Raw genomic sequence first — 26,468 nt, 5'->3', positions numbered from 1 at the left:
CGGCGCACCGGCCCCGCCCGGTACAGTGGATTGGCACCGCCTAGACCCACCGAGGAAGACCATGAGCGCATTCCAGTACGAGGACCTCCTGCCCATCGGGGAGGACCAGACCCCCTACCGAAAGATCGGCACCGACGGTGTCCGGGCGGTCGAAGGCCCGGGCGGGCGGCGCTTCCTGGAGGTCGACCCGGAGGCCCTCGAGCTGCTGGCCGAGACGGCGCTGCACGACATCTCCCACTACCTGCGCCCGGCGCACCTGCAGCAGCTGCGCAACATCCTCGACGACTCCGAGGCCAGCCCGAACGACAAGTTCGTGGCCCTGGACCTGCTCAAGAACGCGAACATCGCGGCCGGCGGCGTCCTGCCCATGTGCCAGGACACGGGCACCGCGATCGTCATGGGCAAGCGCGGCCAGCACGTGCTCAGCCCCGGCGGCCAGGACGAGGAGGCCCTGTCCAAGGGCATCTACAACGCGTACACCCGCCTGAACCTGCGCTACTCCCAGCTGGCCCCGCTGACCACCTGGGAGGAGAAGAGCACGGGCAACAACCTCCCCGCGCAGATCGAGCTCTACTCCGACACCGCGCCGGGCCACGAGGACGCCTACAAGTTCCTGTTCATGGCCAAGGGCGGCGGCTCGGCCAACAAGTCCTTCCTCTACCAGGAGACGAAGGCCATCCTCAACGAGGACGCCATGATGCGCTTCCTCGACGAGAAGCTGCGCTCCCTCGGCACGGCCGCGTGCCCGCCGTACCACCTGGCGATCGTCATCGGCGGCACGAGCGCCGAGTACGCGCTGAAGACCGCCAAGTACGCCTCCGCCAAGTACCTGGACAGCCTGCCCACCGAGGGCGCGATGACCGGACGCGGCTTCCGCGACACCGAGCTCGAGGAGAAGGTCCACGAGCTGACCCGCCACTTCGGCATCGGCGCCCAGTTCGGCGGCAAGTACTTCTGCCACGACGTCCGCGTCGTCCGCCTGCCCCGCCACGGCGCGTCCCTGCCCGTCGCGATCGCCGTCTCCTGCTCGGCCGACCGCCAGATGCTGGCCAAGATCACGGCGGACGGGATCTTCGTCGAGCAGCTCGAGACCGACCCGGCCCGCTTCATGCCCGAGGAGTCCCACCCGGCCGTGGCCGAGCACGGCGGGGACACGCAGGGCGTCACCGGCACCGGCGGCGGCTCCGTGGTCAAGGTCGACCTCAACCGGCCGATGGACGAGATCCTCGCGGAGCTCACCAAGCACCCCGTCAAGACCCGGCTCTCGCTGACCGGACCGCTCGTGGTGGCGCGCGACATCGCCCACGCCAAGATCCGGGAGCGCCTGGACGCCGGCGAGGAAATGCCCCAGTACCTCAAGGACCACCCCGTCTACTACGCGGGCCCCGCGAAGACCCCGGACGGCATGGCCTCCGGCTCCTTCGGGCCGACCACGGCCGGCCGCATGGACTCCTACGTGGACCAGTTCCAGGCCGCGGGCGGCTCCATGGTGATGCTCGCCAAGGGCAACCGCTCCCGCCAGGTCACGGAGGCCTGCAACGCGCACGGCGGCTTCTACCTCGGCTCCATCGGCGGCCCGGCCGCCCGCCTGGCCCAGGACTGCATCAAGAAGGTCGAGGTCCTCGAGTACCCCGAGCTCGGCATGGAGGCGATCTGGAAGATCGAGGTCGAGGACTTCCCGGCCTTCATCGTCGTCGACGACAAGGGCAACGACTTCTTCGCCGAGACCCTTAAGCCCACGTTCACCGGCATCCCGGTCCGCGCCGGGAAGTAGCCGGCCCGCGCCCGAAGGCGGCCGGGCCCGCACGGGGCCGGCCGCCTTCGGCCGTCCGGGCGCGGGGGCCCGGGTGGCCGCGTCCCGGGCCCGGCGCCCGGGCACGCCTCGGCCTAGGTCTGGAAGACCCGGTACCAAGGGATGCGCAGGGGCGGTCCGCTGTGGGCCGGGCCCGCGGCGCTGCCGCCGGGGGCGGACGACGGCGGGGCGGGTGCGGGGTCCCCGGCGCCGCGGGGCTCCGGTGCGCCGGGGGCGGACGACGGCGCAGCCGCTGCGGGGTCCCCGGGGCGGCCGTCGAGCGGCGCGGGCACCCGGGACGTGCCCGCGCCGCCGTCCCCGCCCGTGGCCGCGCGCCGCGCCGCCGCGACGTACTCCTCGTAGGTCGCCGCGCCCGAGGCCGCGACGTCCGCGGCGACGGCGGGGCCGAGGTAGCGCAGGTGCCACGGCTCGTAGGAGTACCCCGTGGCCTCCTCCTCGCCGCGGGGGTAGCGGACGATGAAGCCGTACTCGTCGGCGTGGGCTGCGACCCATCGCCCGGCGGGGGTGTCCCCGAAGCAGCGCTCCAGCCGGCACTGGCCGGTGTCCAGCCCGAGGTCCGCCGCGAGGCCCAGCTGGTGCTCGCTCGTGCCGGGCGGCGCGGAGATCAGCGCCGCGTACTCCCGGCCATGCTGGCGGACGTACCGGGCGTACAGGTCGCGCTGCGTCTCGAGGGAGCGGTAGGAGCTCTCGACGCGCAGCCCGTGCCCGGCCGCCTCCGCCGCGTCGAGCAGGCGCTCCATGGCGTCGGCGGCGATCGGGACCATCGGGTGGGCGCCGCCGGCGACGGGCTCGAGGCGGCGCGGGGCGTAGTCGATCGGGTCGAGGGGGCGGTCGCGGTTGACCAGCACCAGGACGGAGGCTGGGTCGTCGAAGGCGGCCCGGGCCAGGGCCGCGTCGTCGGCCGGCGTCGAGGCGGCGGGGGCCGAGGCGGCGGGCGCCGCGTCGTCGGCCGGGGCGGCGACGGCGGGGAGGGCGCACCAGAGCGCGGCGGCGGCTCCGGCTGCCGCGGCGGCCGCTCGGATGGCTGGTGTGGTGCGGTGTCGATTCATGTCGTGCGTGGACCGGCCGTCTCCGGCGGCAGGTCGAGTCTTCCCCCCGCGTTCAGGATAGCGCCGCCCGGGCACGGCGCGCATGCGCTATTTTGGTCGGGTGCTGCTCTCCGACCGCGACATCCGCGCCGACCTCTCGGCCGGCCGCATCCACTTGGACCCGTTCGACGCCGCCATGGTCCAGCCCTCGAGCGTGGACGTGCGGCTGGACCGCTTCTTCCGGCTCTTCGACAACCACAAGTACGCGCACATCGACCCGTCGCTCGAGCAGCCCGACCTGACCCGCCTCGTCGAGGTGGAGCCGGACGAGCCGTTCATCCTGCATCCGGGCGAGTTCGTGCTCGGCTCCACGTACGAGACCGTGACCCTCCCGGAGGACATCGCCGCCCGGCTCGAGGGCAAGTCCTCGCTCGGGCGGCTGGGGCTGCTCACCCATTCGACGGCGGGGTTCATCGACCCGGGGTTCTCCGGGCACGTCACCCTCGAGCTGTCCAACATGGCCACGCTGCCGATCAAGCTGTGGCCGGGCTCGAAGATCGGCCAGCTCTGCTTCTTCCGGCTGACCTCGCCGGCGCAGCACCCCTACGGCTCCGGCCAGTACGGGAACCGCTACCAGGGCCAGCGCGGGCCGACCGCCTCCCGCAGCCACCAGAACTTCCACCGCACCCGCCTGGGCTCCTGACGCCCGGCCGGGCGCGCCGCCGACGTCCCCCTAGTCCCGCGCCGGCTCCGGTCGGGCCTCCCGGGCCGGGGGCTTCACGGGCAGCAGGAGCAGCAGTCCGGCCAGCAGGACCACGGTGATGCCCAGGATGCCGTAGCGCTGGGCGCCCCCGGCCGGCACGGCGGTCGCGGCGATCGCGATCGAGGCGGAGAACAGGGTCGGGGCCAGGAAGCTCACGGCCCGGCCGGTCGTCGCGTAGAGGCCGAACAGCTCGCCCTCGCGCCCCGGCGGGGCCAGCCGGGCCAGGTAGGCCCGCGACGAGGACTGGGCCGGCCCGACGAACAGGCACAGGGCCAGGCCGAAGACCCAGAACCCGGCCGCGCCCGGGGAGAGGAACACGCCCACCGCGGCCGCGATGAGCCCGGCCAGGGCGAACACGATGACGCGCTTGGGGCCGATCCGGTCGTCCAGCAGCCCGCCGAGCATGGCCCCCAGCGCGGCGACCACGTTGCCCGCGATCGCGAAGACGATCACCTGCTGCAGCTCGAAGCCGAACGTGCCGGCCGCGATCACGCCGCCGAACGTGAACACGGCGGCCAGGCCGTCCCGGAAGACCGCGGAGGCGCCGAGGAAGAACAGGGTGTGCGGCGATCCGGAGGCCAGGGAGCGCACGTGGCGCCACAGCAGCCGGTACGACTCCAGCACGCCCGCCCGGCGGCCCGGGGCGCTCGCCGGGACCTCGGGCACCGCGAACAGGACGGGCAGCCCGAAGACGAGGAACCAGGCGGCCGAGAACACGGCGACGAGCCGCAGGTTCAGCGAGTCGCCCGTCGCCGCGCCCGGCCACTCGACGACGGGCGTGACGAAGAGGAACAGGACGGTGGCGAGGGCGACGATGCCGCCCAGGTAGCCCATGCCCCACCCGAAGCCGGAGACCTTCCCGATCGTTGCCGGGGTCGAGACCTGGGGGAGCATCGCGTTGTAGTTCACAGCGGCGAACTCGGAGAAGACGCTGGCGGCGGCGATCAGCGCGACGCCCAGGAGCAGGAACGGGGGCGAGGGGAAGACGAGGAAGCACGCGGCGGTGGCGGCGGCGACCACGACCGTGTTCACGCCGAGCCAGAAGCGCCGGCGGCCGCCCGCGTCGGAGCGCTGGCCCGTCACGGGCGCCAGAACGGCCACGACGACCCCGGCGATGGCCAGCCCCGCGCCGAGCGCGGCGGAGTTCGCGTCCGTCTCGCCGAACAGGTCGCTCGTCAGGTAGACCGTGAACACGAACGTCGTCATGACGGCGTTGATCGCCGCCGACCCCCAGTCCCACGAGGCCCACGCGAGGACCCTGGTGCGGGGAACCCGGACCGTGGCAGTGTCGGATGCGTCTCCCATGGACGCATCGTAGCCCGGTTGGGGGAGGGGCACTGTAGACTGGAGGCGACCCCCGCGCAACACCGTGCCACCGGTGTATCCGCGGGACACCGTCGACCGGAAGGGACCGCATGCTCCTGGTGCTCATCGCCCTGTTCGCCGTTGCGGCCGTCGCGCCGCTGATCTTCCGGAAACTGGGGCGGAGCACCTTCTACATCCTGGGGGCGGTGCCGGCCGCCGGGTTCGTCTGGCTCGTGGCCACGTTCCCCCGCTACCTCCGGGCCGACCAGGCCGCCCCGTCCGGGGCCCCCCACGCGCCGCCGTCCGAGGTCTGGTCCTGGATCGGGTCCCTGGGCGTCGAACTCGCGTTCCGGATGGACGCGCTCTCCGCGACCCTGTCGCTCCTGGTCCTGGGGGTCGGTGCCCTGGTGCTGTTCTACTGCGCCCGTTACTTCAAGACCGAAGACCCCAACCTGGGGACGTTCGGCGCCCAGCTGCTCGCGTTCGCCGGCGTGATGTTCGGCCTCGTCACCGCGGACGACCTGATCCTGCTGTTCGTCTTCTGGGAACTGACGACCATCCTGTCCTACCTGCTGATCGGGTTCGCGCGCACCCGCGTGTTCGCCCGCCGGTCCGCGCTGCAGGCCCTGATGGTGACCACGTTCGGCGGGCTGGTCATGCTGCTCGGCCTGGTGATGCTCGGCTTCGCCGCGGGGACTAATCGCCTGTCCTCGATCCTGGCCGCCGCGCCGGAGCTCACCGCCAGCGGAACGTTCGTGGACGTGGCGATCCTGCTCATCGTCGTGGGCGCCGTGTCGAAGTCCGCGCTGGTTCCGTTCCACTTCTGGCTGCCCGGCGCCATGGCCGCGCCCACGCCGGTCTCCGCCTACCTGCACGCCGCCGCGATGGTCAAGGCCGGCGTCTACCTCGTCGCGCGCCTGGCCCCTGGGTTCTCGGGGACGGCCCACTGGGACTGGGCCGTCGTGGGGCTCGGGACCGCGACGCTGCTCGTCGGGGGCTACCGCGCCCTGCGCCAGGACGACGTGAAGCTGGTCCTGGCGTACGGCACGGTCTCCCAGCTCGGGTTCCTCATGATCGTCGCCGGGCTCGGGACATTCAACGCCGCCATCGCGGCGCTCGCCATGCTCCTGGCCCACGGGCTGTTCAAGGCGGCCCTGTTCCTCGTCGTGGGCATCATCGACCACCAGGCGGGAACGCGCGACGTCCGCGAGCTGAGCGGCCTGTGGCGCTCCGCGCCCAAGCTGTTCGTCGTCTCCGCCATCGCCACGGCCTCCATGGCCGGCCTGCCCCCGCTCTACGGGTTCGTCGCCAAGGAGGCCGTCCTCGCCGCGCTGGTCGAGGAGGCCACGACGCCGGCAGGCGTCTGGGTGCTGGCGTCCGTCGTGGTCGGTTCGGCCCTCACGGTCGCCTACAGCGCCCGGTTCCTGTGGGGCGCCTTCGCCACCAAGCCCGGGCTCGGCGCCACCCGGTTCAAGCCCGTGGACTGGTCCTTCCTGGCCGCCCCGGCGGTCCTGTCCGCGCTCAGCGTGGCCGTGGCGTTCGCCCTGCCGCCGGTCGAGGCCACCGTGTCCGCGTACGCGGGGCTCTTCCCCGCGGCCGAGGAGCCGCTGCACCTGGCGCTGTGGCACGGCTTCACGCCGGAGCTCGGCCTCTCCGCGCTGGCCATCGCGGGGGGCCTGGCGCTCTTCCTCCTCCGCGGCCCCGTCGGCCGGCTCCAGGCGCGCGTCCCCGCCGCCATCGACTCCGAGCGCGCCTACCGGGCCACGCTGCAGGGGACCGACGAGGTCTCCGTCTGGCTGACCGGGCGCACGCAGAGCGGCTCGCTGGTGGTGTACCTGGCGGTGATCCTCGTCGTCGCGGCGGCCGCCCCGGCCGCGGCGGCGCTGTTCCTGCGGACGCCCGCCCCGGACGCGTGGAACTGGTTCGACGCACCGGGCCAACTGGTCGTCGGGCTCGGCATGACGGCCGCGGCCCTGGCGGCGCTCCGGGCCAACAAGCGCTTCCTGGCGGTCCTCATGGTGGGCGTGACCGGATACGGCATGGCGGCGCTGTTCGCCCTCCACGGCGCGCCCGACCTCGCGCTGACCCAGGTGCTCGTCGAGACGATCGTCCTCGTGGCCATGGTCCTGGCGCTGCGCACGCTGCCGGCCCGCCTGTGGACCCGCAACCCGCTCGGCCACCGCCTGGTCCGCGCGGCCATCGCCCTCGGCTTCGCGGCCGCCATGGTCTCGATCGCCGCGATCGCCATGGCCTCCCGGACCGCCGAGCCGATCTCCCTGCAGTTCCCCGAGCTCGCGTACTTCGGCGGGGCCGGGAAGAACATCGTGAACGTGACCCTCGTCGACATCCGCGCCTGGGACACGTTCGGCGAGATCACCGTCCTGGCCGCCGCGGCGACCGGCGTCGCCAGCCTGATCTTCGTGCGGGGCCGCGGGGACCTGCGGCGCCACCACCTCGGCCGCGTGGAGTCCGGCAGCGTGGACCGCGGCTCCGAGCGGTTCGTCGAGACGGGACGCGGCCGGGCGGCGCTGGTGATCGCCCGCCACTTCGCCCGCAGCGCCCGGGACGCCTGGCTCGTGGCCGGCCGGACCCTGGCCCCCGAGCGGCGCTCCATCATCTTCGAGGTCGTCACGCGGCTGCTCTTCCACTCCCTGGTCCTGCTCTCCGTGTACCTGCTGCTGACCGGGCACAACACGCCGGGCGGCGGGTTCGCCGGGGGGCTGCTGTGCGGGCTCGCACTGTCCATCCGGTACCTGGCCGGCGGGAGGTTCGAGCTCGCGGAGGCGACCCCGGTCAGCCCCGGCACCGTGCTGGGCCTCGGCCTGGCCACCGCGGCCGCCGCCGGCGCGCTGCCGCTGCTCTTCGGCGGCCAGGTCTTCCAATCCGCCGCGATCGAGTTCGCGCTCCCGGTGTTCGGGGAACACAAGTTCGTCACCTCGACCATCTTCGACATCGGCGTCTACCTCGTCGTCGTCGGCCTCGTCCTGGACGTGCTGCGCAGCCTCGGCTCGGAGATCGACGTGCGGGCCGAGCGGACCGGCGGGGCCCCGGCCGCGGCGGCGGCCGCGTCCGAGCCGCCCGGCGCGCGGGACGTCGAGGCAGGGACGGGCGGGCCGACCACCGCGACAGCACACGCGACCGGCGCGATGCCGGCGGAAACGGAGGGCCGCGCATGAGCGTGAACATCACCCTGCTCGCCGTCATGGGCGTCCTGTTCGCCTGCGGCATCTACCTGCTGCTGGAGCGCAGCCTCACGCGCGTGCTGCTCGGCATCCTGCTCATCGGCAACGGCGCGAACGTGCTGCTCCTGGCCGCGGGCGGGGGCGCCGGCCGCGCGCCGCTGTACGCGGAGGGCGTCCCGGCGGAGGAGTATGCGGACCCGCTGCCGCAGGCCCTGATCCTCACGGCCATCGTCATCACGTTCGCGGTCACGGCGTTCGTGCTGGCGATCATCTACCGCTCCTGGGTCATCGCCCGCCGCGACGAGGTCGTGGACGACGTCGAGGACCGCCGCGTCGCCGAGCAGCCCACCTTCGACGCCGAGGAGGACGCGCCCATCGAGGCCGACACCACCGAGTTCACCGACGACTCCGCCCCGGTGCCGGCGGGCGTCGGGGCGGCCGCCCGGGCGCGGGGCCCCGAGGAGCGGGCCCACGACGAGGAACGCGCCGGGAGCTTGGACGAACGGCGGAACAAGGAGGCCCGGAACCCGTGATCCCCGCCGCCGTCTCCCTCGCCCCGCTCGCGGTCGCGCTGCCGATCTTCGGCGCGGCCCTGGCGTTCGTCCTGCGCCGGCGCGTGGGCCTGCAGCGCGCCACGACCATCATGGCGCTCGTCATGACCCTGGTCCTCGAGTCCGCGATGCTGGTCAGCGCCTGGCGCCACGGCGCGCAGGCCGTGGTGCTGGGCGGGTGGGCGCCCCCGTTCGGGATCTCCATGGTCGTGGACGAGTTCTCCGCCCTGATGCTCGTCGTGTCCACCGCCGTGAGCCTCGCGGTGCTCGTCTACGCCACGGGCCAGGGCATGGCCGACGGCGACGAGGAGGGGCCCGTCTCCGTGTTCCACCCGACGTTCCTGATCCTCGTCGCCGGCGTCTCGAACGCGTTCCTGGCCGGCGACCTGTTCAACCTGTTCGTCGGCTTCGAGATCCTGCTGACCGCCTCCTACGTGCTGCTCACGCTCGGGGGCACGACGGCGAGGATCCGCGCCGGCGTCACATACACCGTCGTGTCCGTCCTCTCGTCGATGCTGTTCCTGACCGCCATCGGGATGGTCTACGCGGCGACGGGGACCGTGAACCTGGCGGACCTGGCCGGCAAGCTCGCGGAGCTGCCGGAGGGAACGCAGGTGATCCTGCACGTGATGCTCCTCGTGGGCTTCGGCATCAAGGCCGCCGTCTTCCCGCTCTCGTTCTGGCTGCCGGACTCGTACCCGACGGCCCCGGCCCCTGTGACCGCCGTGTTCGCGGGCCTGCTCACCAAGGTCGGCATCTACGCGCTCGTGCGCACCGAGACGCTCCTGTTCCCGGGCGACACGCTGAACCCGGTCCTGATGGTCGCCGCCCTCCTGACGATGCTCGTCGGGATCCTTGGCGCCGTCGCCCAGTCCGACCTCAAGCGCCTGCTGTCCTTCACGCTGACGAGCCACATCGGCTTCATGGTGTTCGGCCTGGCCATGGGCAACCGGGCGGCGCTGGGGGCCACCGTGTACTACGTCGCCCACCACATCATCGTGCAGACCGCCCTGTTCCTCGTCACCGGCCTCATCGAGCGCCGGGCGGGCACGTCGGACGTCGACCGCCTGGGCGCCCTGGCCCGCCTGTCCCCGGTCCTGGCCGTCCTGTACTTCGTCCCGGCCATGAACCTGGGCGGGATCCCGCCGTTCTCCGGCTTCCTGGGCAAGCTCGGGCTGCTGCAGGGCGGCATCGAGCTCGGCACGCCCCTGGCCTGGGTGCTGCTGGCCGGGTCGCTGGCCACGTCGCTGCTCACGCTGCTCGCCGTCGCCCGCGTCTGGAACCGCGCGTTCTGGCGCAAGGCCGAGGACGCGGAGGACCCCGACCCGCTGCTGCTGGTCGCGGCGTCCGACGGCGGCCGCGTCACCACGTACGAGCACGTCGCCAACTTCCCGGCCAGCCGCTTCAGCGACCGCGGCGACACGGCGGTGCTCCCGCGCACGATGGTGCTGGCCACCGGGGCCCTGGTCGTGCTCGGGGTGGCCCTGACGTTCTTCGCGGGCCCGCTGTTCCAACTCAGCGACCAGGCGGCGGTCGCCATGCTCGAACGCGCCCCGTACATCGAGTCCGTCCTCGGCACCGCGGCGAGGGGAGGCACGCCATGAGCCCCGCCCGCGCCTCCGGCATCGGCACCGGGGCAACCGGCGCCGAGGGGCACCGCCGGCGCCGCCGCCCCCGCCTGGTCGTCGAACTCCCGCTGCTCGTCTGGATGACCCTGCTCTGGGGGGCCGCGTGGATGGACTTCTCCGCCGGCAACCTGCTCTTCGGCCTGCTGCTCTCCCTGGGAATCGTGTCCGTGTTCCGCCTGCCGCCCGTGGAGTTGGGCGGCCGGTTCAACCCGGCCCGGGCCGTGGTGTTCGCCCTGCGGTTCGTGTGGGACGTCGCGGTCGCGAGCTTCGTCGTCCTGGGCGTCGCCGTGTTCAAGGGCCCGCGCGTGCGCAACGCCGTCGTCGGGGTGCAGCTGCGCAGCCGGGAGGACCTGATGACCACCGTGCTGGGCCACGTGCTCACGCTCATCCCGGGCTCGTTCGTCGTCGAGGTGGACCGGCCGCACGCCACGCTCTACCTGCACGTCCTCAACGTGGAGACGCCCGCGGACGCCGAGCACTTCCGCCAGACCGTCCGCGACACGGAGGCCCGGCTCATCGAGGTCATGGGAACCCCCCGGGAGCTCGCGGAATTGCGGGCCGAACGGACCCCGACGAAGGAGGGAACCCCGTGATCATGACCGTCGCCGCCTGGACCGCAGGCGTCCTGCTGGCACTCGCGCTGCTGTTTGCCATCGTGCGCGTGTGGCGGGGGCCGTCGATCCTCGAGCGCGTGCTGGCCGTCGACGTGATCCTCGCGATCGTCATCGCCGCCCTGTGCGTCGACATGGCGGTCTCGGGACACCTGAACCACCTGGCGTTCGTCATTGTCGCCGCGGGCACGGCGTTCATCGGCTCGGTCACCGTCTCCCGCTACGTCACGGACCGGAGGCAGTAGATGGACGCCACGACCCTCGACAGCTTCCTCGACGACGCCGCCGCCGCCTGCCTGGTCGTCGGGGCGCTCATGAACGCGGCCGCCGGCATCGGCCTCCTGCGCTTCCCCGACCTGCTCTCGCGCATGCACGCCGCGACGAAACCGCAGGTGCTGGGGCTCCTGCTCCTCCTGGCCGCGGTCGCCCTGCAGAACCGTTCCCTGGCCGCGGTGCCCGCGCTGCTCGTGGTGTGGCTGCTGCAGCTGCTGACGTCGCCGGTCAGCGCGCACATGGTCGGGCGGGCCGGCTACCGGACCAAGCACCTCAAGCCGGAGACGCTCGTCGTGGACGACCTCGCCGAGGTCGTCGCCCGGGCCCAGGACGGGGGCGACGGGCACGGTCCGCCAGTGGCCCACGACGGGGCCGCGCACGACGGCCAGTCGCCGGCGGGCGCCGACGCCGCGGCCGCACACGGCGGGACGGAGCAGGCGAAGCGGCGGGTCGCGGACCCGCACCGCCCAGACGCGGGGAGCTAGACCTCGTCCATCGAGGCCATGTAGCGGGCGACGCCGCGCTGGGCTGCCCGGTTGCCGAGCACGCGCACGACGGCGCCGACGATCGCCGACACCGTCGCGAAGGCCACCGTCTGCCGCACGGACGCCTCCGCGAGCGTGTCCAGGTCCGCCGCCTTGGGCGGCTTCTTCCCCGTGATCCCGGTCCACAGGAAGTCCAGGGACTTCGCGGCGGCCACGCCAAGGCCGATCGAGACGAGCGATCCGATGAGCTTCAAGACGGGGTTCACGAAAGGGTCCTCTTCCCTCGGGGGCGCTGTCCCGCCCAGCATAACGGCTGGGGTAGAATGTGCGGACCGTAACCAACGACAGGGGAGCGTCGCGGACCCGCAGGGCCCGCAGGAACGCTGAGAGTGCGCACCGGCGCAGACCCTCGAACCTGATCCGGCTAGTACCGGCGATAGGGAGTCGAGTTCTCGGGGCGGCCGCCACCGTGCGCGCACCGCCTCCCCCTCCTTGCACAAGGAGGAAACCATGGCCACCACCACCGCAACGCCCGCCCGCCGCTCGTGGCGCGTCGTCGACATCGTCGTCGGCGCCCTGCTCGCCGTCGCCGGCGGCGTCCTGTTCTGGGTCTGGTCGAACGGCGTCTACCCGCCGCTGTCCGTCGGCCTCACCGCCGCCTACGCCCCCCTGGCCGGGCTGCTGTCCGGCGGCTGGGTCCTGCCCGCAGTCCTGGGCGGCCTGGTGATCCGCAAGCCGGGCGCCGCCCTGTTCGTGGAGACGGTCGCCGCGACCGGGGAGCTGCTCATGGGCTCGCCGTACGGGACCACCGTCCTGGTGTCCGGCATCGTGCAGGGCCTGGGCGCGGAGCTGGTCATCGCCGCGTTCCGCTACCGCCGCTTCACGCTGCCCGTCGCCCTGCTGGCCGGCACCGGGGCGGGCCTGGCCATGGGCCTGAACGACTGCTTCTCCCCGTGGGGCTGGAACATCGCGTACGGGCTCGGCGACAAGTTCGCCTACATGGCCTGCACGTCCTTGTCCGGCGCCGTGATCGCCGGCCTGCTGTCGTGGATCGCGACCCGCGGGCTGTCGCGGACCGGGGCGCTGTCCGCGTTCGCGTCGCGCCGCGCCGCCTCCGAGCCCGTCCTCTGAGCGTGGGCGCCGCGCACGCGGCGACGGCCGGGCGCGTCCGCCCCGCCGGGATCGCCGCCGAGGGATGGGGCTGGCGCCACGCGGGCCGGCCGGACCCCGCCGTCGCGGGCCTGGACCTGCGCATTGAACCGGGGGAGAAGGTGTTGCTGATCGGCCCGTCCGGGGCGGGGAAGTCGACGCTGCTGCACGCCCTGGCGGGCGTGTTGGGGGACGACGGCGAGGCCGAGGAAACCGGCAGCCTGCGGATCGACGGGGGACACCCCCGCGCCGAACGCGGCCGCGCGGGCCTCATGCAGCAGGACCCGGAGACCCAGGTCGTCCTCGGGCGCGTGGGCGACGACGTCGCCTTCGGGGCCGAGAACCTCGCCGTGCCGCCGGCCCGGATCTGGGACCGCGTCCGCGCCGCCCTGGCGGCCGTCGGCCTCGGCCACCTGCCCCTGGACCACCCGTCGTCGGCCCTGTCCGGGGGGCAGAAGCAGCGGCTCGCCCTGGCCGGCATCCTGGCCATGCGCCCGGGGCTGATCCTGCTCGACGAGCCGACGGCCAACCTCGACCCCGCCGGCGTGCTGGAGGTCCGCGACGCCGTCGTGCGCACGGCCGAGGAGACCGGGGCGACGCTGCTGGTCGTGGAGCACCGGGTCGCCGTGTGGCAGGACGCCGTCGACCGCGTCGTCGTCCTCGCGCCCGGCGGGGCCGGACACCCGGGCGGTGTCCTGGCCGACGGCCCGCCCGGGGCCGTGCTCGGCCGGAACGGGGCGTCCCTGGCCGCGGCCGGGGTCTGGGTGCCCGGGCACGCGCCCGCCGTCCGCCCGCGCTCGACCGCGGGGACCGGGCCCGCGCTGCTGGCCGCCCGGGACCTGGCCGTGGCGCGCGGACGCGGTACGCGCCGCCGGCCCGCCGTTCCCGCGGCCGCCGGCCTGGCCGCGGACGTCCCCGCGGGCGGGGCGCTGGCCGTCACCGGCCCGAATGGGGCGGGCAAGTCGACGTTCGCGCTGACGCTGGCCGGCCTCCTGGAGCCCCTCGCCGGGACCGTCGAGGCGGCGGACGCCCTGCGCCGGCCGGTGCCCGGAGACCGCGGGCGGGCCTCCCGCGCCGTCGGGCCCCACCCGCACCGCTGGCGGGCCGAGCAGCTGATCCCGCGGATCGGCACGGTGTTCCAGGAGCCGGAGCACCAGTTCGTGGCCGGGACCGTCCTGGACGAGCTGCGCTTCGGCCCCCGCCAGCTCGGCCGGGGCCTCGAGCGCGTCGACGAGCTGCTCGAGCGCCTCCGGCTGGCCCACCTCGCCGACGCGAACCCGTACACCCTCTCCGGCGGCGAGAAGCGGCGCCTCTCCGTGGCGACCGTGCTCGCGGCCCATCCGCGCGTGCTCGTCCTGGACGAGCCGACGTTCGGCCAGGACGCCCTGACCTGGGCCCAGCTGGCGTCCCTGCTCACGGAGCTGCTCGACGCGGGCACCGCCGTCGTCGCCGTCACCCACGACGGCGACTTCGCCGCCGCGCTGGGCGGCACGGAGCTGGCGCTGGGCCCCTCCGGCGGCGTGCCGGCCGGAGCCGGAACGGGGTCGGCACGGTGAGGGAGATCCTGACGCTGCGCGACAACCACGCGCCCCTGGCCCGCGCCAACCCCCTGAGCAAGCTCTTCGCCGTCGTCGTCCCGACGTTCGCGGTGGCGCTGAGCATCGACCTGGTCTCCGCCGGAGCCATGCTGCTGGCCTGCCTCGCCCTCGTCCCGCTGGCCGGGGTGACGTACGCGCTGCTGTGGCGCCGCGGCTGGCCGCTCGTGGCCGCGGCGGCACTCGGCGGATTCAGCACGGCGGCGGTGGGGCAGGACTCGGGCCGGGTCCTGCTGGACACCGGCCTGTGGACCATGACCGAGGGCTCGCTCGGGCTCGGCGCGGCCATGCTGGTCCGCGGGCTGGCGATCGCGTGCCCGGCCCTGCTGATGATGGCGTGCACGGACCCGACCGACCTGGCCGACGCCCTCGCGCAGCGCGCCCGCCTGCCGCACCGCTTCGTGCTCGGCACGCTCGCGGCGCTGCGCCTGGTCGGGCTCCTGGCCGAGCAGTGGCGCGTCCTGGGCCTGGCCCGTCGTGCCCGCGGCGTCGGCGCCCAGGGCGGCCCGCTGCACCGGCTGCGCGCCCTGCTGGGGCAGAGCTTCGGGCTGCTGGTGCAGTCGATCCGGCTGGCCTCGCGCCTCGCCGTGACGATGGAGGCCCGGGGGTTCGGCGGCGGTCCACGGACCTGGGCGCGCCCGTCGCGGTTCTCCGGCCTCGACGCCGTCGTCGTCGCCGGGGGACTGGCGCTCGCGGCCGTGCCCGTGGCGGCGGCCGTGGCCGCGGGGACGTGGAACGCGGTCTGGCTCTAGCCCGGCGGCGGGCGGCTCCCGGCCGCCCGCCCGCCCGACCGCCCGCCCGGGCGGCGGCCCGGCCCGCCCCCGCGGACGCGTGCGCTACCTGACCTGACGCACCAGCCCCATCAGCTCGTCGTGCAGGGTGCGGTCGCGGCCGATCGCCACGCCGTCGATCGAGTTCACGGGCGCGAGCAGGCGGATGCTGGAGACGAGCCAGACCGCGTCGGCGGCCAGCAGGTCCCCGGGCTCCAGCGGGCCGTAGCCGAGCTCCCAGCCGGTGGCCTCCGCGGCCGCGAACAGGGCCCCCTGGGTCGTGCCGGGCAGGACCCCGGTCTCCAGGAGCGGGGTGACGAGGCGCTTGCGCCCGCCGTCGCACACGGCCATGAGCACCGTGGAGGTCGGCCCCTCGAGGACGCGGCCGTCGCTCGAGAGGAAGATGACGTCGTCGGCGCCCAGGCCGCGCGCGTGGCGCAGCGCGGCCATGTTCACCGCGTAGGAGAGGGTCTTGGCGCCCAAGAGCAGCCACGGGGCGCGCTCGGCGACGGCGGAGTCGTAGCCGCGGTCCAGGGTGATGACGGCGAGGCCCTCCTCGCGCTGGAGGCGCCCGGACTCCGGGGCCGGCGCCGCGGTCACCCAGAACGTGCCGGTGCCGCCCTCGGGCCCGCGCGTGGCCAGGAGCTTGACGACGGCCTCGTCCTCGAAGCCCGGCTGCTCGGCGGCCACGTACTCGGCCACGGCGGTCTCCACGGCGGCCCGCCAGCGTTCGGGGCGCGGCAGCGGCAGTTCGCAGGCCGCGGCGGACGTGGCCAGACGCGCCAGGTGGGCATCGAGCTTCCGCACCGACCCGCCCGTGTAGAGCATCGACTCGAAGACGCCGTCGCCCCGCGTCGTGCCCTGGTCGAGGACGGACAGCTGCGGCAAGGACGCGTCGGCGACACGGCCCCCGGCGTGGTCGGGATCGAGGAACACCAGCACAGTCATGGGTCAACAGTACCGGTGGGTTCGGCCCGGTAGGCTGGGCAGGCACGGTGGGAAACCCGAGGAGGTCCGTTGTTCGACGCGCTGGCCCTGTGGGACGCCCTACCGCCCTGGGTCCTCGGCGTCGCCTGGGTGATCGACATGGGCATCCGCGTGGTCATGCTCGGCGTGGTGCCCGGCAACCGCCGCCCGACCACCGCCATGGCCTGGCTGCTGGCCATCTTCTTCCTGCCCGCCATCGGCCTGCTCCTGTTCCTGACCTTCGGCAACTTCCGCCTCTCCCGGCGCCGGATCCAGCGCCAGACCGAGGTGAACCGGCGCGTGCTCGAGGCGACGCGGCACCTCGACGTGGACGACCCCGAGTTCGACGGCCCCGAATGGGTCCGCTCGGCGACCGAGCTCAACCGCAACCTCGGGGCCTTCCCGCTGCAGGAGGGGAACCGGTTCGAGTTCGTCCTGGACTACGAGGAGTCCATCGAGAAGATGGTCGAGGCCATCGACGGGGCCCGGAACTTCGTCCATGCGCAGTTCTACATCGTCGGCGACGACCCCCGCTACGCCGGCCCCTTCCTGGACGCCCTCGACCGGGCCGTGGCCCGCGGCGTCACCGTCCGGTTCCTCTACGACCACCTGGGCACGCTGCGGGTCAGCGGCTACCGGGCGCTGAAGCGCCGGCTCGACGCCGGCGGGATCCAGTGGCGCGCCATGCTCCCGCTCAGCCCGTTCCGGAGGCAGTGGCGCCGGCCGGACCTCCGCAACCACCGCAAGATGCTCGTCATCGACGGGGAGGTCGCGTTCACGGGGAGCCAGAACCTGATCGAGCCCGGCTACAAGCGGGGCCTCTCCCGCCGGCTCGGGCGCGAGTGGGTGGACCTCATGGCGCGCGTCCACGGGCCCATGGTGACGAGCCTCAACGTCATGTTCGCCACCGACTGGGGCGCCGAGACGGACGAGCAGCTCATGGCCGACCTCGACGACGTGGTGCCCCAGCCGCCCGACGGGCCGATCACCGCCCAGCTGGTGCCGAGCGGGCCGGGGTTCGAGTCGGAGAACAACCTGCGCCTGTTCAACACGCTGATCTACTCGGCCCAGGAGCGCCTGCGGATCACGAGCCCGTACTTCGTCCCCGACGACTCGCTGCTGTACGCGATCACGACGGCGGCGCAGCGCGGCGTCGACGTCGAGCTGTTCGTGTCCAAGAAGGGCGACCAGTTCCTCGTCAACCACGCCCAGCAGTCCTACTACGAGATGCTGCTGCGGGCCGGCGTGCGGATCTACCGCTACGAGGAGCCCATGGTGCTGCACACCAAGTGCTTCACGGTGGACAAGGACGTCGCCGTGTTCGGCTCCTCCAACATGGACATGCGCTCGTTCTCGCTGAACCTCGAGGTGTCCGTGATGATGCTCGGGGCGCGGGCCGTCGCCGAGCTGGCCCGCGTGCAGGACACCTACCGGTCCCGGTCCGAACTCCTGACCCTCGGGGCGTGGACGGCCCGGTCCCGCTGGGAGCGGTACGTCGACAACGTCTGCCGGCTCACGGCCACGCTCCAGTAGCGCGCGGCGGCCTCCGGCCCGGGCGCGCCGCTACCCGGGCGCGCCGCGGCCCTTCGAGGGCAGGGCGGCGCCGAACACGGAGCGGGCGGCGGCCGGGCCGACCCCGGGCAGGCCCATGGCCCGCACGGCGAGCCGGCGCGCGACGCGTCCCGCGCCCGTCTTGGCGAGGAACATCCCGGCGTTGCGGCGTCCGGCGCGCTGCTGCTCGTCGGCGACGGGGCGCCAGTCCCGCTCGTACTCGTGCAGGGCCAGCTGCAGGTCCGGTTCCGTCGCCAGGTTCGCGGCCAGGACCTCCGCCCCGGCCACGGCCAGGGAGGCGCCCTGGCCCGCGAGCAGGGACACCGCGTGCGCGGCGTCGCCCATCAGGACCGTGCGGCCGCGCCGCCACTGGGGGACCACCGACTGGGCGACGACGTCGTAGTACACGTCCCGCCCGACCTGCCCGACGGCGGCCGGCAGCTCCCAGCCCAGGTCGCGGTAGTGGAGGACGACGGCGGCGCGCGGGTCCCGCGGGAGGACGCGGTCCCCGGTGGCGTGGACGCCGAAGAACGCCACGCGCCCGTCCGGCAGCGCGTAGAGGCCGGCCTGGCGCCGGAGGCTGTCGGTGAGGTGGACGTCCCCGCGGAGCCGGCGGGCCATCGCCCGGTCCTCGAAGACGAACCCACTGGCGTGCGCGTCGAGGTGGTGCAGGTACCTCTCCTCGGCGCCGTACAGGCAGCGGCGCACCGCGGAGTGGATGCCGTCCGCGCCGACCAGGAGCTCGGCGGGGAACCGGCGGCCGTCCTCGAGGACGGCGACCGCGGGCTCGCTCGCGTCGGCGGGGCCGCCGGGGACGGGGATGCGCCCCGGCTCCACGTCGGCGACGCGGGCCCCCTGGTGGATCTGCACGGAGGCGGGGAGCCACTGGCGCAGGGCCGTCTCGATGTCCGGCCGCAGGATGCTGAAGAAGCGGCCCCCGGCGGCCGCGAGGAAGCTGTCCATGGCGAGCCGCGCCGTCGTCCTGCCCTCGCCGTCGACGTAGGCGACGCCGTCGTACATGACCGCGCGCTCGTGGAGCGCGCCGAGCAGGCCCTGGCGCTCGGCCGCGTCGAAGCCGGGGCCGAAGAAGTCGATCATGTAGCCGGCGCGGCGCGGGCCGGCGGACTGTTCGAGGACGGTCGTCTCCCACCCCATCCGCGCGAGCAGGCCCGCCGTCGCCAGACCGCTGATGCCGGCGCCGACGACCACCGCGCGGCGCGTGCCGGGCGGGGCCGGGGGACCGGCGCGGCGGGACGGACGGCGTGCACGGGCTGCGGGATCCTCCATGCCTCCACGGTATCCCCCGGCGCCGGCGGCCGGGCCGGCGGGCGGGCAGCGGCCCGGCGCCGCGCCCGGACCTAGTCCTCGGGGAACGCGGCCCCCAGCGCGCCCAGCACGCCGCGGGACTTGGTGCGGACCTCGTCCCATTCGTCCTCGGGCAAGGAGTCGGCCGTGATGGCCCCGCCGAGCCCGAGGGAGAGGCGCCAGTCCCCGTCGCGGTGCATTGCGAGGGTGCGGATGACCACGGAGAGGTCGGCGGCGCCGTCGTGCGAGAAGTACCCCAGCGCCCCCGAGTACGGGCCGCGGGGCCTGCCGTCCTCGAGCCGGTCGAGGATCGCCATGGTGGACACCTTCGGGGCCCCCGTCATGGAGCCGCCCGGGAAGGCGGCGGCGACGGCCTCGGCGCGGGGCACCTCGGGGCGCAGCGTCGCGTCGATGGTCGAGACCATCTGGTGCACGGTCGCGTGGGTCTCGACGGCGCAGAGGCGCGGGACCGCGAGCGTGGCGGGGTCGGCGGAGCGGACCAGGTCGTTGCGGAGCAGGTCCACGATCATGATGTTCTCGGCCCGGTCCTTCGGCGAGGCCGCCAGGTCCCCGCGCAGCCGGGCGTCCTCCGCCGGGTCGGGGGAGCGCCGGCGGGTGCCCTTGATCGGTTCGGCCCGCATCCGGCCGTCCGCGGCGATGCCGACCAGCCGCTCCGGCGACGTGCTCGCCAGCACCGCGTCCCCGAAGCGGAGGTAGGCGGCGAAGGGCGCGGGGCTGTTCCGGCGGAGCGCCTGGTACACCCGCCAGGGGTCGAGGGCGTCCGCGGCGGCGCTCGCCTGGAGCCGGGTGGTCAGGCACACCTCGTAGGTGTTGCCGTCCCGGATCTCCGCCTGGGCCTCCCGGACCTTGGCCAGGTAGGCGTCGCGGGTGTCCGCGGCGCGGAAGCGCGGCGGCGGGGACACCGGCGGGAGGGCCGGGCCCGCGTCGGGACCCCCGCCCGCCGCCGTCGGGCCGCCGGACGCGATCCGCGCGGCGGTCTCCTCGAGCCACACCCCGGCGTCGGGCCCGTCGAGGGCCAGCAGGATGGCGGAGCCCGCCTCGTGGTCGACGACCACGGCGCGCCCCGCGTGCAGCAGGGCCGCGTCGGGGAGGCTTTCCCCGGAGGTCGCGACGTCGCTCCCCCCGGTCTCCCGCTTCAGCTCGTAGCCGAGCCAGCCCAGCCAGCCGAGCCGGAACGGCGCGCGGTCGCCGGACGGGGGCCGCGCGCCGGGGGGCGCGTCCGGCCCCATGCCGGCCAGGCGCGGGCGGCCCCACACCGTGTCGAGCCACCGGAAGAACGGCCCCGGGACGCGGACGGTCGCGGCGCCGCGCGTGACCTCGGTGGTCCCGTTCCGGTGCAGGGCCGTGGCGCCGAGGGCGCCGCCGTCGTCGGCCAGGATGCTGAAGCGGTTGCGGCGGCCGGGATCGGGGGTGCCCGCCGTGGAGGAATCGAGGAACACGGCGTGGCCCGAGGCGCCGAACAGCTGCTCAAAGAGGCCCGCGGCCGTGGCCCCCGGCGGCAACCGGACCTCGGTCCCGCGCGGGGGGCGTGCGCCGCGTTCGTGGAGTTCCGGTGCCAGGACCGGGGCCAGCCCGGGCAGGTGCAGGAGGGCGGCCAGGGTGTCCTCGGGGGTGCGGGTTGCGGCGGCGGTCCCGTGGTTCGCGACGACGACGTCGGCGGGCCCGGGCGCGTCGGCGCCGGCGAGCCACACGAGCTCCTGGGCGGCCCAGCGCTCCCAGTGCGGCGCGTAGGTGTCGCCGTCGCGGGCCAGGGCCCTGCAGCGGCGCTCGGCGTCGTCGGACTCGACCCAGACCACGGCGTCCACGTAGCGGCGGGCGGCCGCCGACGCGGCCCCGACCCCCTCGACGACGACGACTGGGGCGGGGGCCGTGCTGCGGCGCTCGCCGTCCGTGTCCCCGACCCAGTCCCAGGCGCGCCACCAGGCGGTTTCGCCCCAGTGCAGCGGCTCGAGCACCGTGCGCACGTAGCGCTCGATGCCCTCCGCCAACCCGTCCCAGCCGGGGTAGAGGTCCTCGAGGTGGAACAGGGAGACCTCGCGGTGCCGCCGGAGCAGGGTCGCGAGCTCGAGGGCGAGGGTGCTCTTGCCGGCTCCGGAGCGGCCGTCGACGGCGATGATGAGCGGCGCGCTACGCGCCACGGGCATCCGTGCTCTGGCTGCGCACGTGCTCGACGAGTCCCGGCAGCGCCGCCTGGATCATGGTCCGGCAGGTCTCGAAGTCCTTCTCGTCCCCGAACCACGGGTCGTAGATCCCCTGGTCGGCGATCCCCTTGCCGGCCAGGGCCGGGTCGAAGCCGCGCAGCATGCGGACCTTCGCCTGGTCCGCGGGCGTCGGGGCGAGGCGGCGCAGGTCGGTGTAGTGGTCGGTGTCCAGGGCCAGGACCAGGTCGGTCCGCGCGAAGTCCTCGGGCGTGAACTGCCGCGCGACGTGCGTGCTCGAGTCGAGGCCGCCCGCCGTGAGCAGGGCCGCGGCGCGGGGGTCGGCGGGGTTGCCGATCTCCCAGTCGCTGGTGCCGGCGGAGGTGATCTCGACGCCGTCGACCCCGGCCTCTTCCAAGGCGTTGCGGATCATGTACTCGGCCATGGGGGAGCGGCAGATGTTGCCCGTGCAAACTGCGGTGATCCGGTACATGGATCCAGTCTATGAGGAGTGCGACGGGGAGCGGGCCGCGGCTATCCGACGAACGCCAGCAGCGCGGCGACGAGGATGAACAGCGCCCCGAAAACGATGTTCAGGACGCGCTGGCCGCGCACGTTGCGGGTGAAGCGACGGAACGACTTGGCGGCCGCGGCAAAGAAGAACCACATCACGAGCACGTCCACGGCCACCACCGTCGCGATGAGCACTGCGTACTGGGGGAGCATGGCGGAGTCGGGCCGGACGAATTGGGGCGTGAAGGCCAGGAAGAAGACGATCGCCTTCGGGTTCAGCAGGTTCACCCACAGGCCGCGCCGGAACATGGACCACGCCGGCTCGTTGGCCCGGACGTCGAGTTCGGACGTGTCGGCCACGGGACGCGAGGCGATGAGGCGGATGCCGAGATACACGAGGTAGGCGGCGCCCGCGTACCGCACCACGGCGAAGGCGAGGGGCGAGCCGGCGACCAGGAGGCCGACGCCGGCCGCGACGACCACAACGTGGACCACCAGGGCCGCCTGCTGCCCGAGGATGCCCCAGATCGACCGCCGGAAGCCCGCGTTGAGCGAGTTGGTCATCGTGTTGATCGCGCCCGCGCCCGGCGTGAAGCTGATCAGCGTGGAGGCACCCAGGAGGGAGAGCCAGAGGGATGGAGTCACGAAGGGATTCTAGGCGTCCTCGACGCGCGCGATGATCTCCACGCTCGGCATGAAGAACACGGCAGCGGGGTCGGCGGCCCAGCTGCGCCAGCCCTCCGCGATCCGCTCCAGGTCCGCCTGCTCCGCGAGCCCGTCGGACAGCGCCTGGGCCGCATAGTTCGACTCGAGAACGCGCTCGGCCCAGGCGTGTCCGAACGCCCGTCGGCGTTCCGGGGTCCCGTAGACCCAGACGGACCCCGTGGCCTGCACGCGCTCCACCTCGAATCCGGCGGCCAGCACCCACTCGAGCAGGTGCCGGGCCGCATCGGGCTCGGCCCCGTTGCCCCGCGACTCCGCGTCGTAGATCCGGACCCAGTCGCTCAGCTCGCGGGAGGCCGGATGCCATGTCATCGCCCCGTAGTCCGCCTCGCGCAGGGCCACGAGGCCGCCGGGCCGCACCACGCGCCGCATCTCGCGGATCGCGGCGACCGGATCGACGAGGTGGTGCAGGACCTGGTGGGAATGCGCGACGTCGAACGACTCGTCCTCGAACGGCAGGTCGTAGATGTTCCCGACCTCGAAGGCCGTGTTTTCCACGCCCGAGTCGGCGGCCAGGAGCCGCGCCTGCGCGATGACGTCCTCGGAGCGGTCCAGGCCGGTCACCCTGCCGCCCCCGCCGTCGCCACCCGCGACGAGCGCCGCCAGCCCGGTCGTGATCGTTCCGGGGCCGCAGCCGACGTCCAGGACGTCCATGCCGCGGCGGAGGTGGGGGAGCAGGTGGGGTGCGGAGTCGTCGACCGTCCGCTGCGCGTGGGCGCGGACGACGCTGGCGTGGTGCCCGTGGGTGTAGACCTCGTCGCTCATGTCCAGAGCCTAGGCGACCTGCCGTTCTCCCGCGCCCGAACATTGCGTTGTCTTGCGCGAACGCCGCGATGCCCAGGCCCGGCCGGGGTGCCGCCGCCGCTCGTTCGGGCCGGTGCCGGGGGACGACGGCGGAGTCCCCGACGTGATCCCGCTCGCGGCGCGCCGCGCGCGGCGCCTGTAGACTGGACCACGGTGTCCGCACCGCCCGCCGCAGTCCGGCGGCGCGATCGCGGCCCGCGTCGACAGATGTCCCTCCCGCCGCCGTGGCCCAGCCCGGGGCGGCCGGAGGACCCGAACGCCCCCGGGCGTTCCGCGGCCCACGCGTTCCACGGCTTCTTCGGCGATCCGGCGCCCCGCACGGTGCGCTGACCCACGACCGAAAGCAGCCATGAGCCCCACTTTCACTTCCCTTGGCGTGCCCGCCAACCTGGCCGACGTCCTCTCCGCGCAGGGCATCGACTCCGCCTTCCCGATCCAGGAGGCCACCCTCCCGTCGACCCTGCAGGGACAGGACGTGCTCGGCCGGGGCCAGACCGGCTCGGGCAAGACGCTCGCCTTCAGCCTCCCCGTCGTCGCCCGCCTGGCGGCGGACCCGCAGCCGCGCCGGGCACGGTTCCCGCGCGCCCTGGTCATGGCGCCGACGCGCGAGCTCGCGACCCAGATCAACCGGACGCTCGAGCCGCTGGCCACGGCCGCGGGCCTGCGCACCGCCGTCGTCTTCGGCGGCGTCTCGCAGTCGCGCCAGGAGCGCGAGCTCAACGCGGGCGTCGACGTGCTCATCGCGTGCCCGGGCCGCCTCGAGGACCTGCTGAACCAGAAGTGCGTCGACCTCTCCCGCGTCGAGGTCTCCGTCCTGGACGAGGCCGACCACATGGCCGACCTCGGCTTCCTGCCCGTCGTCAAGCGCATCCTCGACCGCACGCCGAAGGGCATCCAGCACCTGCTCTTCTCCGCGACCCTGGACAACGGCGTGGACAAGCTCGTCGCCCGGTACCTCTCCAACCCGGTGGTGCACTCCGTCGACGCGCCGAAGGCGGCCGTGAACTCCATGGAGCACCGCGTCTTCGTCGTCGACCCGGACGAGAAGAAGGAGCTCGTGCTCGAGCTCGCCTCCGGGACCGGCCGGCGCATCATGTTCATGCGCACCAAGCACCACGCCAAGAAGATGGCGCTGTGGCTGTCGAAGGCCGGCGTCCCCGCCGTCGACCTGCACGGGAACCTGTCGCAGAACGCCCGCGACCGCAATCTCGCCGCCTTCTCCTCCGGCGACGCCAAGGTCCTCGTGGCCACGGATGTCGCCGCCCGCGGCGTGCACGTGGACAACGTCGAGCTCGTCGTGCACATCGACCCGCCCGCCGAGCACAAGGCCTACCTGCACCGCTCCGGACGCACCGCCCGCGCCGGGTCCGATGGCACCGTGGTCACGATCGCCACGATCGACCAGCAGGCCGACGTCCGTGCCCTCTTGAAGGCCGCCGGCCTCAAGGTTCCGTTCGAGTCCGTCCTGCCGGACGCCGACGCCGTCGCCGCCGTGCGCGGCGAGAAGGCCGCGGCGGTCGCCTACGCGGCGCCGGTGAAGCAGCAGCAGGGCCGGCGGAAGCCGGAGAGCGACGGCGCCGCCGCGCCCGCCGCCCGTTCCGGCGGACGACGGCGCGGCCGTGGCCGCTCCGGCCAGGGCGGCGGCCAGGACGGCGCGTCGCGCCAGGAGGCGCGCCGCGAGCAGGCCGCCGGCGGCGGCCGTTCGCTCCCCGCCGCGGACGACGCCGGGCGGGGCCGCGCGCGCGAGGACGCCGGGCGGGGCCGCACCCGCGGCGACGCCGGGCGGGGCCGCACGCGGGGGGACGCGGGCCGTGGTGGCGCCGGCGAGGGTGCCGCCGAGGGCCGCCGGTCGCGCCGGGGGACCCGCACCGCGTCCCGCTCGCAGGACACCGTGCCCGCGGGCCGCGGGCCCCGGCCGGGCTCGTCCGGGTCCGGCCGCGGAGGCCAGGGCGGTTCCGGACGCCCGGCGCAGGGCGCGCCGAAGGGGCCGCGCAGCGGCGCCGAGCGCTCGGGCGCCACGTCGCGCCCGCAGCAGGCCCCGGCCCGCCGGTCCGGCGGGCACACGATCGCGGACGCCCTCGGCCAGCAGGCCGCGGCCGCCGCGCAGGGAGCAGCGCGCCGCGGCAACCGCCGCGCCTCGGCCCCGGCGTCCAACCAGAAGGGCTAGCGCCCGGCCCGCCGGCGGCGCGTCGGCTGGCCCGCGGTACGTCCGCGGGCCGGCTCCGCCCGCCGGCGGGAGGGCACGAAGGGGCGGCACGCGAACGGGCGGCACCGGAGGGGATCCGGCGCCGCCCGTTCGCGTGGGCGGTCGGCTGGCTAGCCCTGCGACGCCGTCTGGTACGCGTTCTGGATGACCGCGCCCCAGTACGGCCCGTACATCGTCGTGGAGCGGCTGCCGTACCCGTAGCTGTTCACCGAGTTCTGGTAGCCGGAAGAGCTGGTGCCGAGGAACCACGGGCCGCCGGAGGAGCCGCCGGTCATGTCGCACGGGATGCCCTGCGAGTTGAACTGCGGGTTGTACGGGTCGTTGGCCGCGTCTCCCGTGCAGGAGACGAGGCTCTGTCCGTCGAACGGGTGGGCCGCGGGGTAGCCGAAGGCCTTGTAGGTCTGGCCCCGGGAGGCGTTGAACTCGACGCCGGAGGCGCCCACGACCTCGGCCAGTTCCTGGCCTCCCCTCGGGGCGACGACGGCGAAGCCGGTGTCGTAGGCCATGTCGCCGGAGCTGACCCACTGGCTCGGTGCGTAGAGGCCCTCGGCGCTCCACTGGCCGTACGGCGCGGCACCGTCCTCGTACGCGGGGACGAACACGAAGTTGCTGGCGAAGGCCCCGGGGCCCTCGTTCAGGCAGTGGCCCGCGGTGGACACGGTGGCCCGGTTGGCGGAGGCCACGGCGTTGGCCGAGCAGACGTAGTTCTGCCCGCCGAGGGTGAAGAAGACCTTGCCGATGTGTGGCACCGGGACCTCGTCGGCGTGCAGCGACTTGGACGCCGGCTTGCCCTTCTCCCGCGCGGGCGCCTTCGTCCCCTGGACCCGCTCGCGCAGGCCCCGCGCCACCTCCTCGACGGCCGTCCTCGTGCCGCGCTCGAGCGCCCGGTCCGCCAGGACGCTGCCGGGGACGGCGTTGCGCATGCGCTCGGCCGTCCAGTAGCCGCCCGCGCGCTCTTCGGCGGTGACCTGGTGCGCGGTGACGGATGCGTGCTCCGACGGCGCGGCCCCGGCCGGGGTGCCGGCGAGGGCGGAGGTGGCGAGCGCGGCGATGGCCGCGAGGCCGAGTCCAAGGTGCTTTTTGCCCAT

The 26,468-nt window shown here is 74.4% G+C and carries 23 protein-coding genes and 1 riboswitch; of the genes, 13 read left to right on the top strand and 10 right to left on the bottom strand.

The window, feature by feature from the left end:
- The first annotated feature begins 61 nt into the window (after positions 1–61).
- A complete protein-coding gene (locus tag AC1Q5D_RS00625) occupies positions 62–1,774 on the top strand; it encodes a fumarate hydratase (RefSeq protein ID WP_481736618.1) in 1,713 nt (570 codons plus the stop codon).
- A 113-nt stretch (positions 1,775–1,887) separates the two neighbouring features.
- On the opposite strand, the gene AC1Q5D_RS00620 is transcribed toward AC1Q5D_RS00625, so the two are convergent.
- Positions 1,888–2,862 (bottom strand): M15 family metallopeptidase, encoded by a 975-nt coding sequence (locus AC1Q5D_RS00620; RefSeq protein WP_481736617.1) that lies wholly within the window; start codon positions 2,860–2,862, stop codon positions 1,888–1,890.
- A 100-nt stretch (positions 2,863–2,962) separates the two neighbouring features.
- Between AC1Q5D_RS00620 and dcd the strand changes: the two genes are divergently transcribed.
- Complete coding sequence (gene dcd, locus AC1Q5D_RS00615) at positions 2,963–3,544, top strand: dCTP deaminase (protein WP_481736616.1); 582 nt, start codon at positions 2,963–2,965, stop codon at positions 3,542–3,544.
- Positions 3,545–3,574: 30 nt separating this feature from the next.
- On the opposite strand, the gene AC1Q5D_RS00610 is transcribed toward dcd, so the two are convergent.
- Positions 3,575–4,909, bottom strand: coding sequence for an MFS transporter (locus AC1Q5D_RS00610; protein ID WP_481736615.1), 1,335 nt, complete (start codon positions 4,907–4,909; stop codon positions 3,575–3,577).
- Positions 4,910–5,019: 110 nt separating this feature from the next.
- Between AC1Q5D_RS00610 and AC1Q5D_RS00605 the strand changes: the two genes are divergently transcribed.
- Genes AC1Q5D_RS00605 through mnhG form a run of 6 tightly spaced genes read left to right on the top strand, consistent with a single transcriptional unit; the run spans position 5,020 to position 11,639 of the window.
- A complete protein-coding gene (locus AC1Q5D_RS00605) occupies positions 5,020–8,085 on the top strand; it encodes a Na+/H+ antiporter subunit A (protein ID WP_481736614.1) in 3,066 nt (1,021 codons plus the stop codon).
- Positions 8,082–8,624, top strand: coding sequence for a Na(+)/H(+) antiporter subunit C (locus AC1Q5D_RS00600; protein WP_481736613.1), 543 nt, complete (start codon positions 8,082–8,084; stop codon positions 8,622–8,624). The genes AC1Q5D_RS00605 and AC1Q5D_RS00600 overlap by 4 nt, the downstream gene beginning before the upstream one ends.
- Positions 8,621–10,246 carry a Na+/H+ antiporter subunit D gene (locus AC1Q5D_RS00595; protein ID WP_481736612.1) on the top strand — a complete coding sequence of 542 codons (1,626 nt, stop codon included), beginning with the start codon at positions 8,621–8,623 and terminating at the stop codon, positions 10,244–10,246. The genes AC1Q5D_RS00600 and AC1Q5D_RS00595 overlap by 4 nt, the downstream gene beginning before the upstream one ends.
- Positions 10,243–10,863, top strand: a complete 621-nt coding sequence (locus AC1Q5D_RS00590; RefSeq protein WP_481736611.1) for a Na+/H+ antiporter subunit E — start codon at positions 10,243–10,245, stop codon at positions 10,861–10,863. Before AC1Q5D_RS00595 ends, AC1Q5D_RS00590 begins: the two co-directional genes overlap by 4 nt.
- 2 nt (positions 10,864–10,865) lie before the next feature.
- Positions 10,866–11,126, top strand: coding sequence for an MrpF/PhaF family protein (locus tag AC1Q5D_RS00585; protein WP_481736789.1), 261 nt, complete (start codon positions 10,866–10,868; stop codon positions 11,124–11,126).
- A complete protein-coding gene (mnhG, locus tag AC1Q5D_RS00580; RefSeq protein WP_481736610.1) occupies positions 11,127–11,639 on the top strand; it encodes a monovalent cation/H(+) antiporter subunit G in 513 nt (170 codons plus the stop codon).
- Here the strand turns inward: mnhG and AC1Q5D_RS00575 are convergent.
- The gene (locus tag AC1Q5D_RS00575) at positions 11,636–11,905 is read right to left on the bottom strand and encodes a DUF4235 domain-containing protein (RefSeq protein WP_481736609.1); all 270 of its coding nucleotides are present in this window, start codon (positions 11,903–11,905) and stop codon (positions 11,636–11,638) included. The genes mnhG and AC1Q5D_RS00575 overlap by 4 nt on opposite strands.
- Before the next feature lie 70 nt (positions 11,906–11,975).
- A riboswitch (TPP riboswitch) is annotated at positions 11,976–12,099 on the top strand.
- A gap of 50 nt (positions 12,100–12,149) precedes the next feature.
- Between AC1Q5D_RS00575 and AC1Q5D_RS00570 the strand changes: the two genes are divergently transcribed.
- Genes AC1Q5D_RS00570 through AC1Q5D_RS00560 form a run of 3 tightly spaced genes read left to right on the top strand, consistent with a single transcriptional unit; the run spans position 12,150 to position 15,135 of the window.
- Positions 12,150–12,770 carry an ECF transporter S component gene (locus AC1Q5D_RS00570; protein WP_481736608.1) on the top strand — a complete coding sequence of 207 codons (621 nt, stop codon included), beginning with the start codon at positions 12,150–12,152 and terminating at the stop codon, positions 12,768–12,770.
- Complete coding sequence (locus AC1Q5D_RS00565; RefSeq protein ID WP_481736788.1) at positions 12,767–14,344, top strand: ABC transporter ATP-binding protein; 1,578 nt, start codon at positions 12,767–12,769, stop codon at positions 14,342–14,344. Before AC1Q5D_RS00570 ends, AC1Q5D_RS00565 begins: the two co-directional genes overlap by 4 nt.
- Positions 14,341–15,135, top strand: a complete 795-nt coding sequence (locus AC1Q5D_RS00560; protein WP_481736607.1) for an energy-coupling factor transporter transmembrane component T family protein — start codon at positions 14,341–14,343, stop codon at positions 15,133–15,135. Before AC1Q5D_RS00565 ends, AC1Q5D_RS00560 begins: the two co-directional genes overlap by 4 nt.
- Positions 15,136–15,219: 84 nt before the next feature.
- Here AC1Q5D_RS00560 and AC1Q5D_RS00555 read toward each other — a convergent pair whose 3' ends face one another.
- Positions 15,220–16,101 (bottom strand): aminodeoxychorismate lyase, encoded by an 882-nt coding sequence (locus tag AC1Q5D_RS00555; protein WP_481736606.1) that lies wholly within the window; start codon positions 16,099–16,101, stop codon positions 15,220–15,222.
- Positions 16,102–16,170: 69 nt separating this feature from the next.
- Between AC1Q5D_RS00555 and cls the strand changes: the two genes are divergently transcribed.
- On the top strand, positions 16,171–17,652 hold the full coding sequence (gene cls / locus AC1Q5D_RS00550; RefSeq protein ID WP_481736605.1) for a cardiolipin synthase: 1,482 nt from the start codon (positions 16,171–16,173) through the stop codon (positions 17,650–17,652).
- A gap of 30 nt (positions 17,653–17,682) precedes the next feature.
- On the opposite strand, the gene AC1Q5D_RS00545 is transcribed toward cls, so the two are convergent.
- From AC1Q5D_RS00545 to AC1Q5D_RS00525, 5 genes are all read right to left on the bottom strand, one after another.
- Positions 17,683–18,957: an FAD-dependent monooxygenase gene (locus AC1Q5D_RS00545; protein WP_481736604.1), complete on the bottom strand. Its 1,275-nt coding sequence runs from the start codon at positions 18,955–18,957 to the stop codon at positions 17,683–17,685.
- A gap of 71 nt (positions 18,958–19,028) precedes the next feature.
- Complete coding sequence (locus AC1Q5D_RS00540) at positions 19,029–21,134, bottom strand: chorismate-binding protein (RefSeq protein WP_481736603.1); 2,106 nt, start codon at positions 21,132–21,134, stop codon at positions 19,029–19,031.
- Complete coding sequence (locus AC1Q5D_RS00535) at positions 21,124–21,627, bottom strand: low molecular weight protein-tyrosine-phosphatase (RefSeq protein WP_481736602.1); 504 nt, start codon at positions 21,625–21,627, stop codon at positions 21,124–21,126. Before AC1Q5D_RS00535 ends, AC1Q5D_RS00540 begins: the two co-directional genes overlap by 11 nt.
- Before the next feature lie 41 nt (positions 21,628–21,668).
- Entirely contained in the window at positions 21,669–22,292 is a 624-nt protein-coding gene (locus AC1Q5D_RS00530) for a LysE family transporter (protein ID WP_481736601.1), read from the bottom strand.
- A gap of 9 nt (positions 22,293–22,301) precedes the next feature.
- Entirely contained in the window at positions 22,302–23,135 is an 834-nt protein-coding gene (locus AC1Q5D_RS00525) for a class I SAM-dependent methyltransferase (protein ID WP_481736600.1), read from the bottom strand.
- A 388-nt stretch (positions 23,136–23,523) separates the two neighbouring features.
- On the opposite strand from AC1Q5D_RS00525, the gene AC1Q5D_RS00520 reads away from it, so the two are divergent.
- Positions 23,524–25,341 carry a DEAD/DEAH box helicase gene (locus tag AC1Q5D_RS00520; protein ID WP_481736599.1) on the top strand — a complete coding sequence of 606 codons (1,818 nt, stop codon included), beginning with the start codon at positions 23,524–23,526 and terminating at the stop codon, positions 25,339–25,341.
- A gap of 149 nt (positions 25,342–25,490) precedes the next feature.
- On the opposite strand, the gene AC1Q5D_RS00515 is transcribed toward AC1Q5D_RS00520, so the two are convergent.
- Positions 25,491–26,468 (bottom strand): trypsin-like serine peptidase, encoded by a 978-nt coding sequence (locus AC1Q5D_RS00515; RefSeq protein ID WP_481736598.1) that lies wholly within the window; start codon positions 26,466–26,468, stop codon positions 25,491–25,493.

This window comes from Arthrobacter paludis (assembly GCF_056782315.1).
Note: the sequence above shows the minus strand (reverse complement) of the source record. Positions and strands in the feature narration are given on the sequence as shown.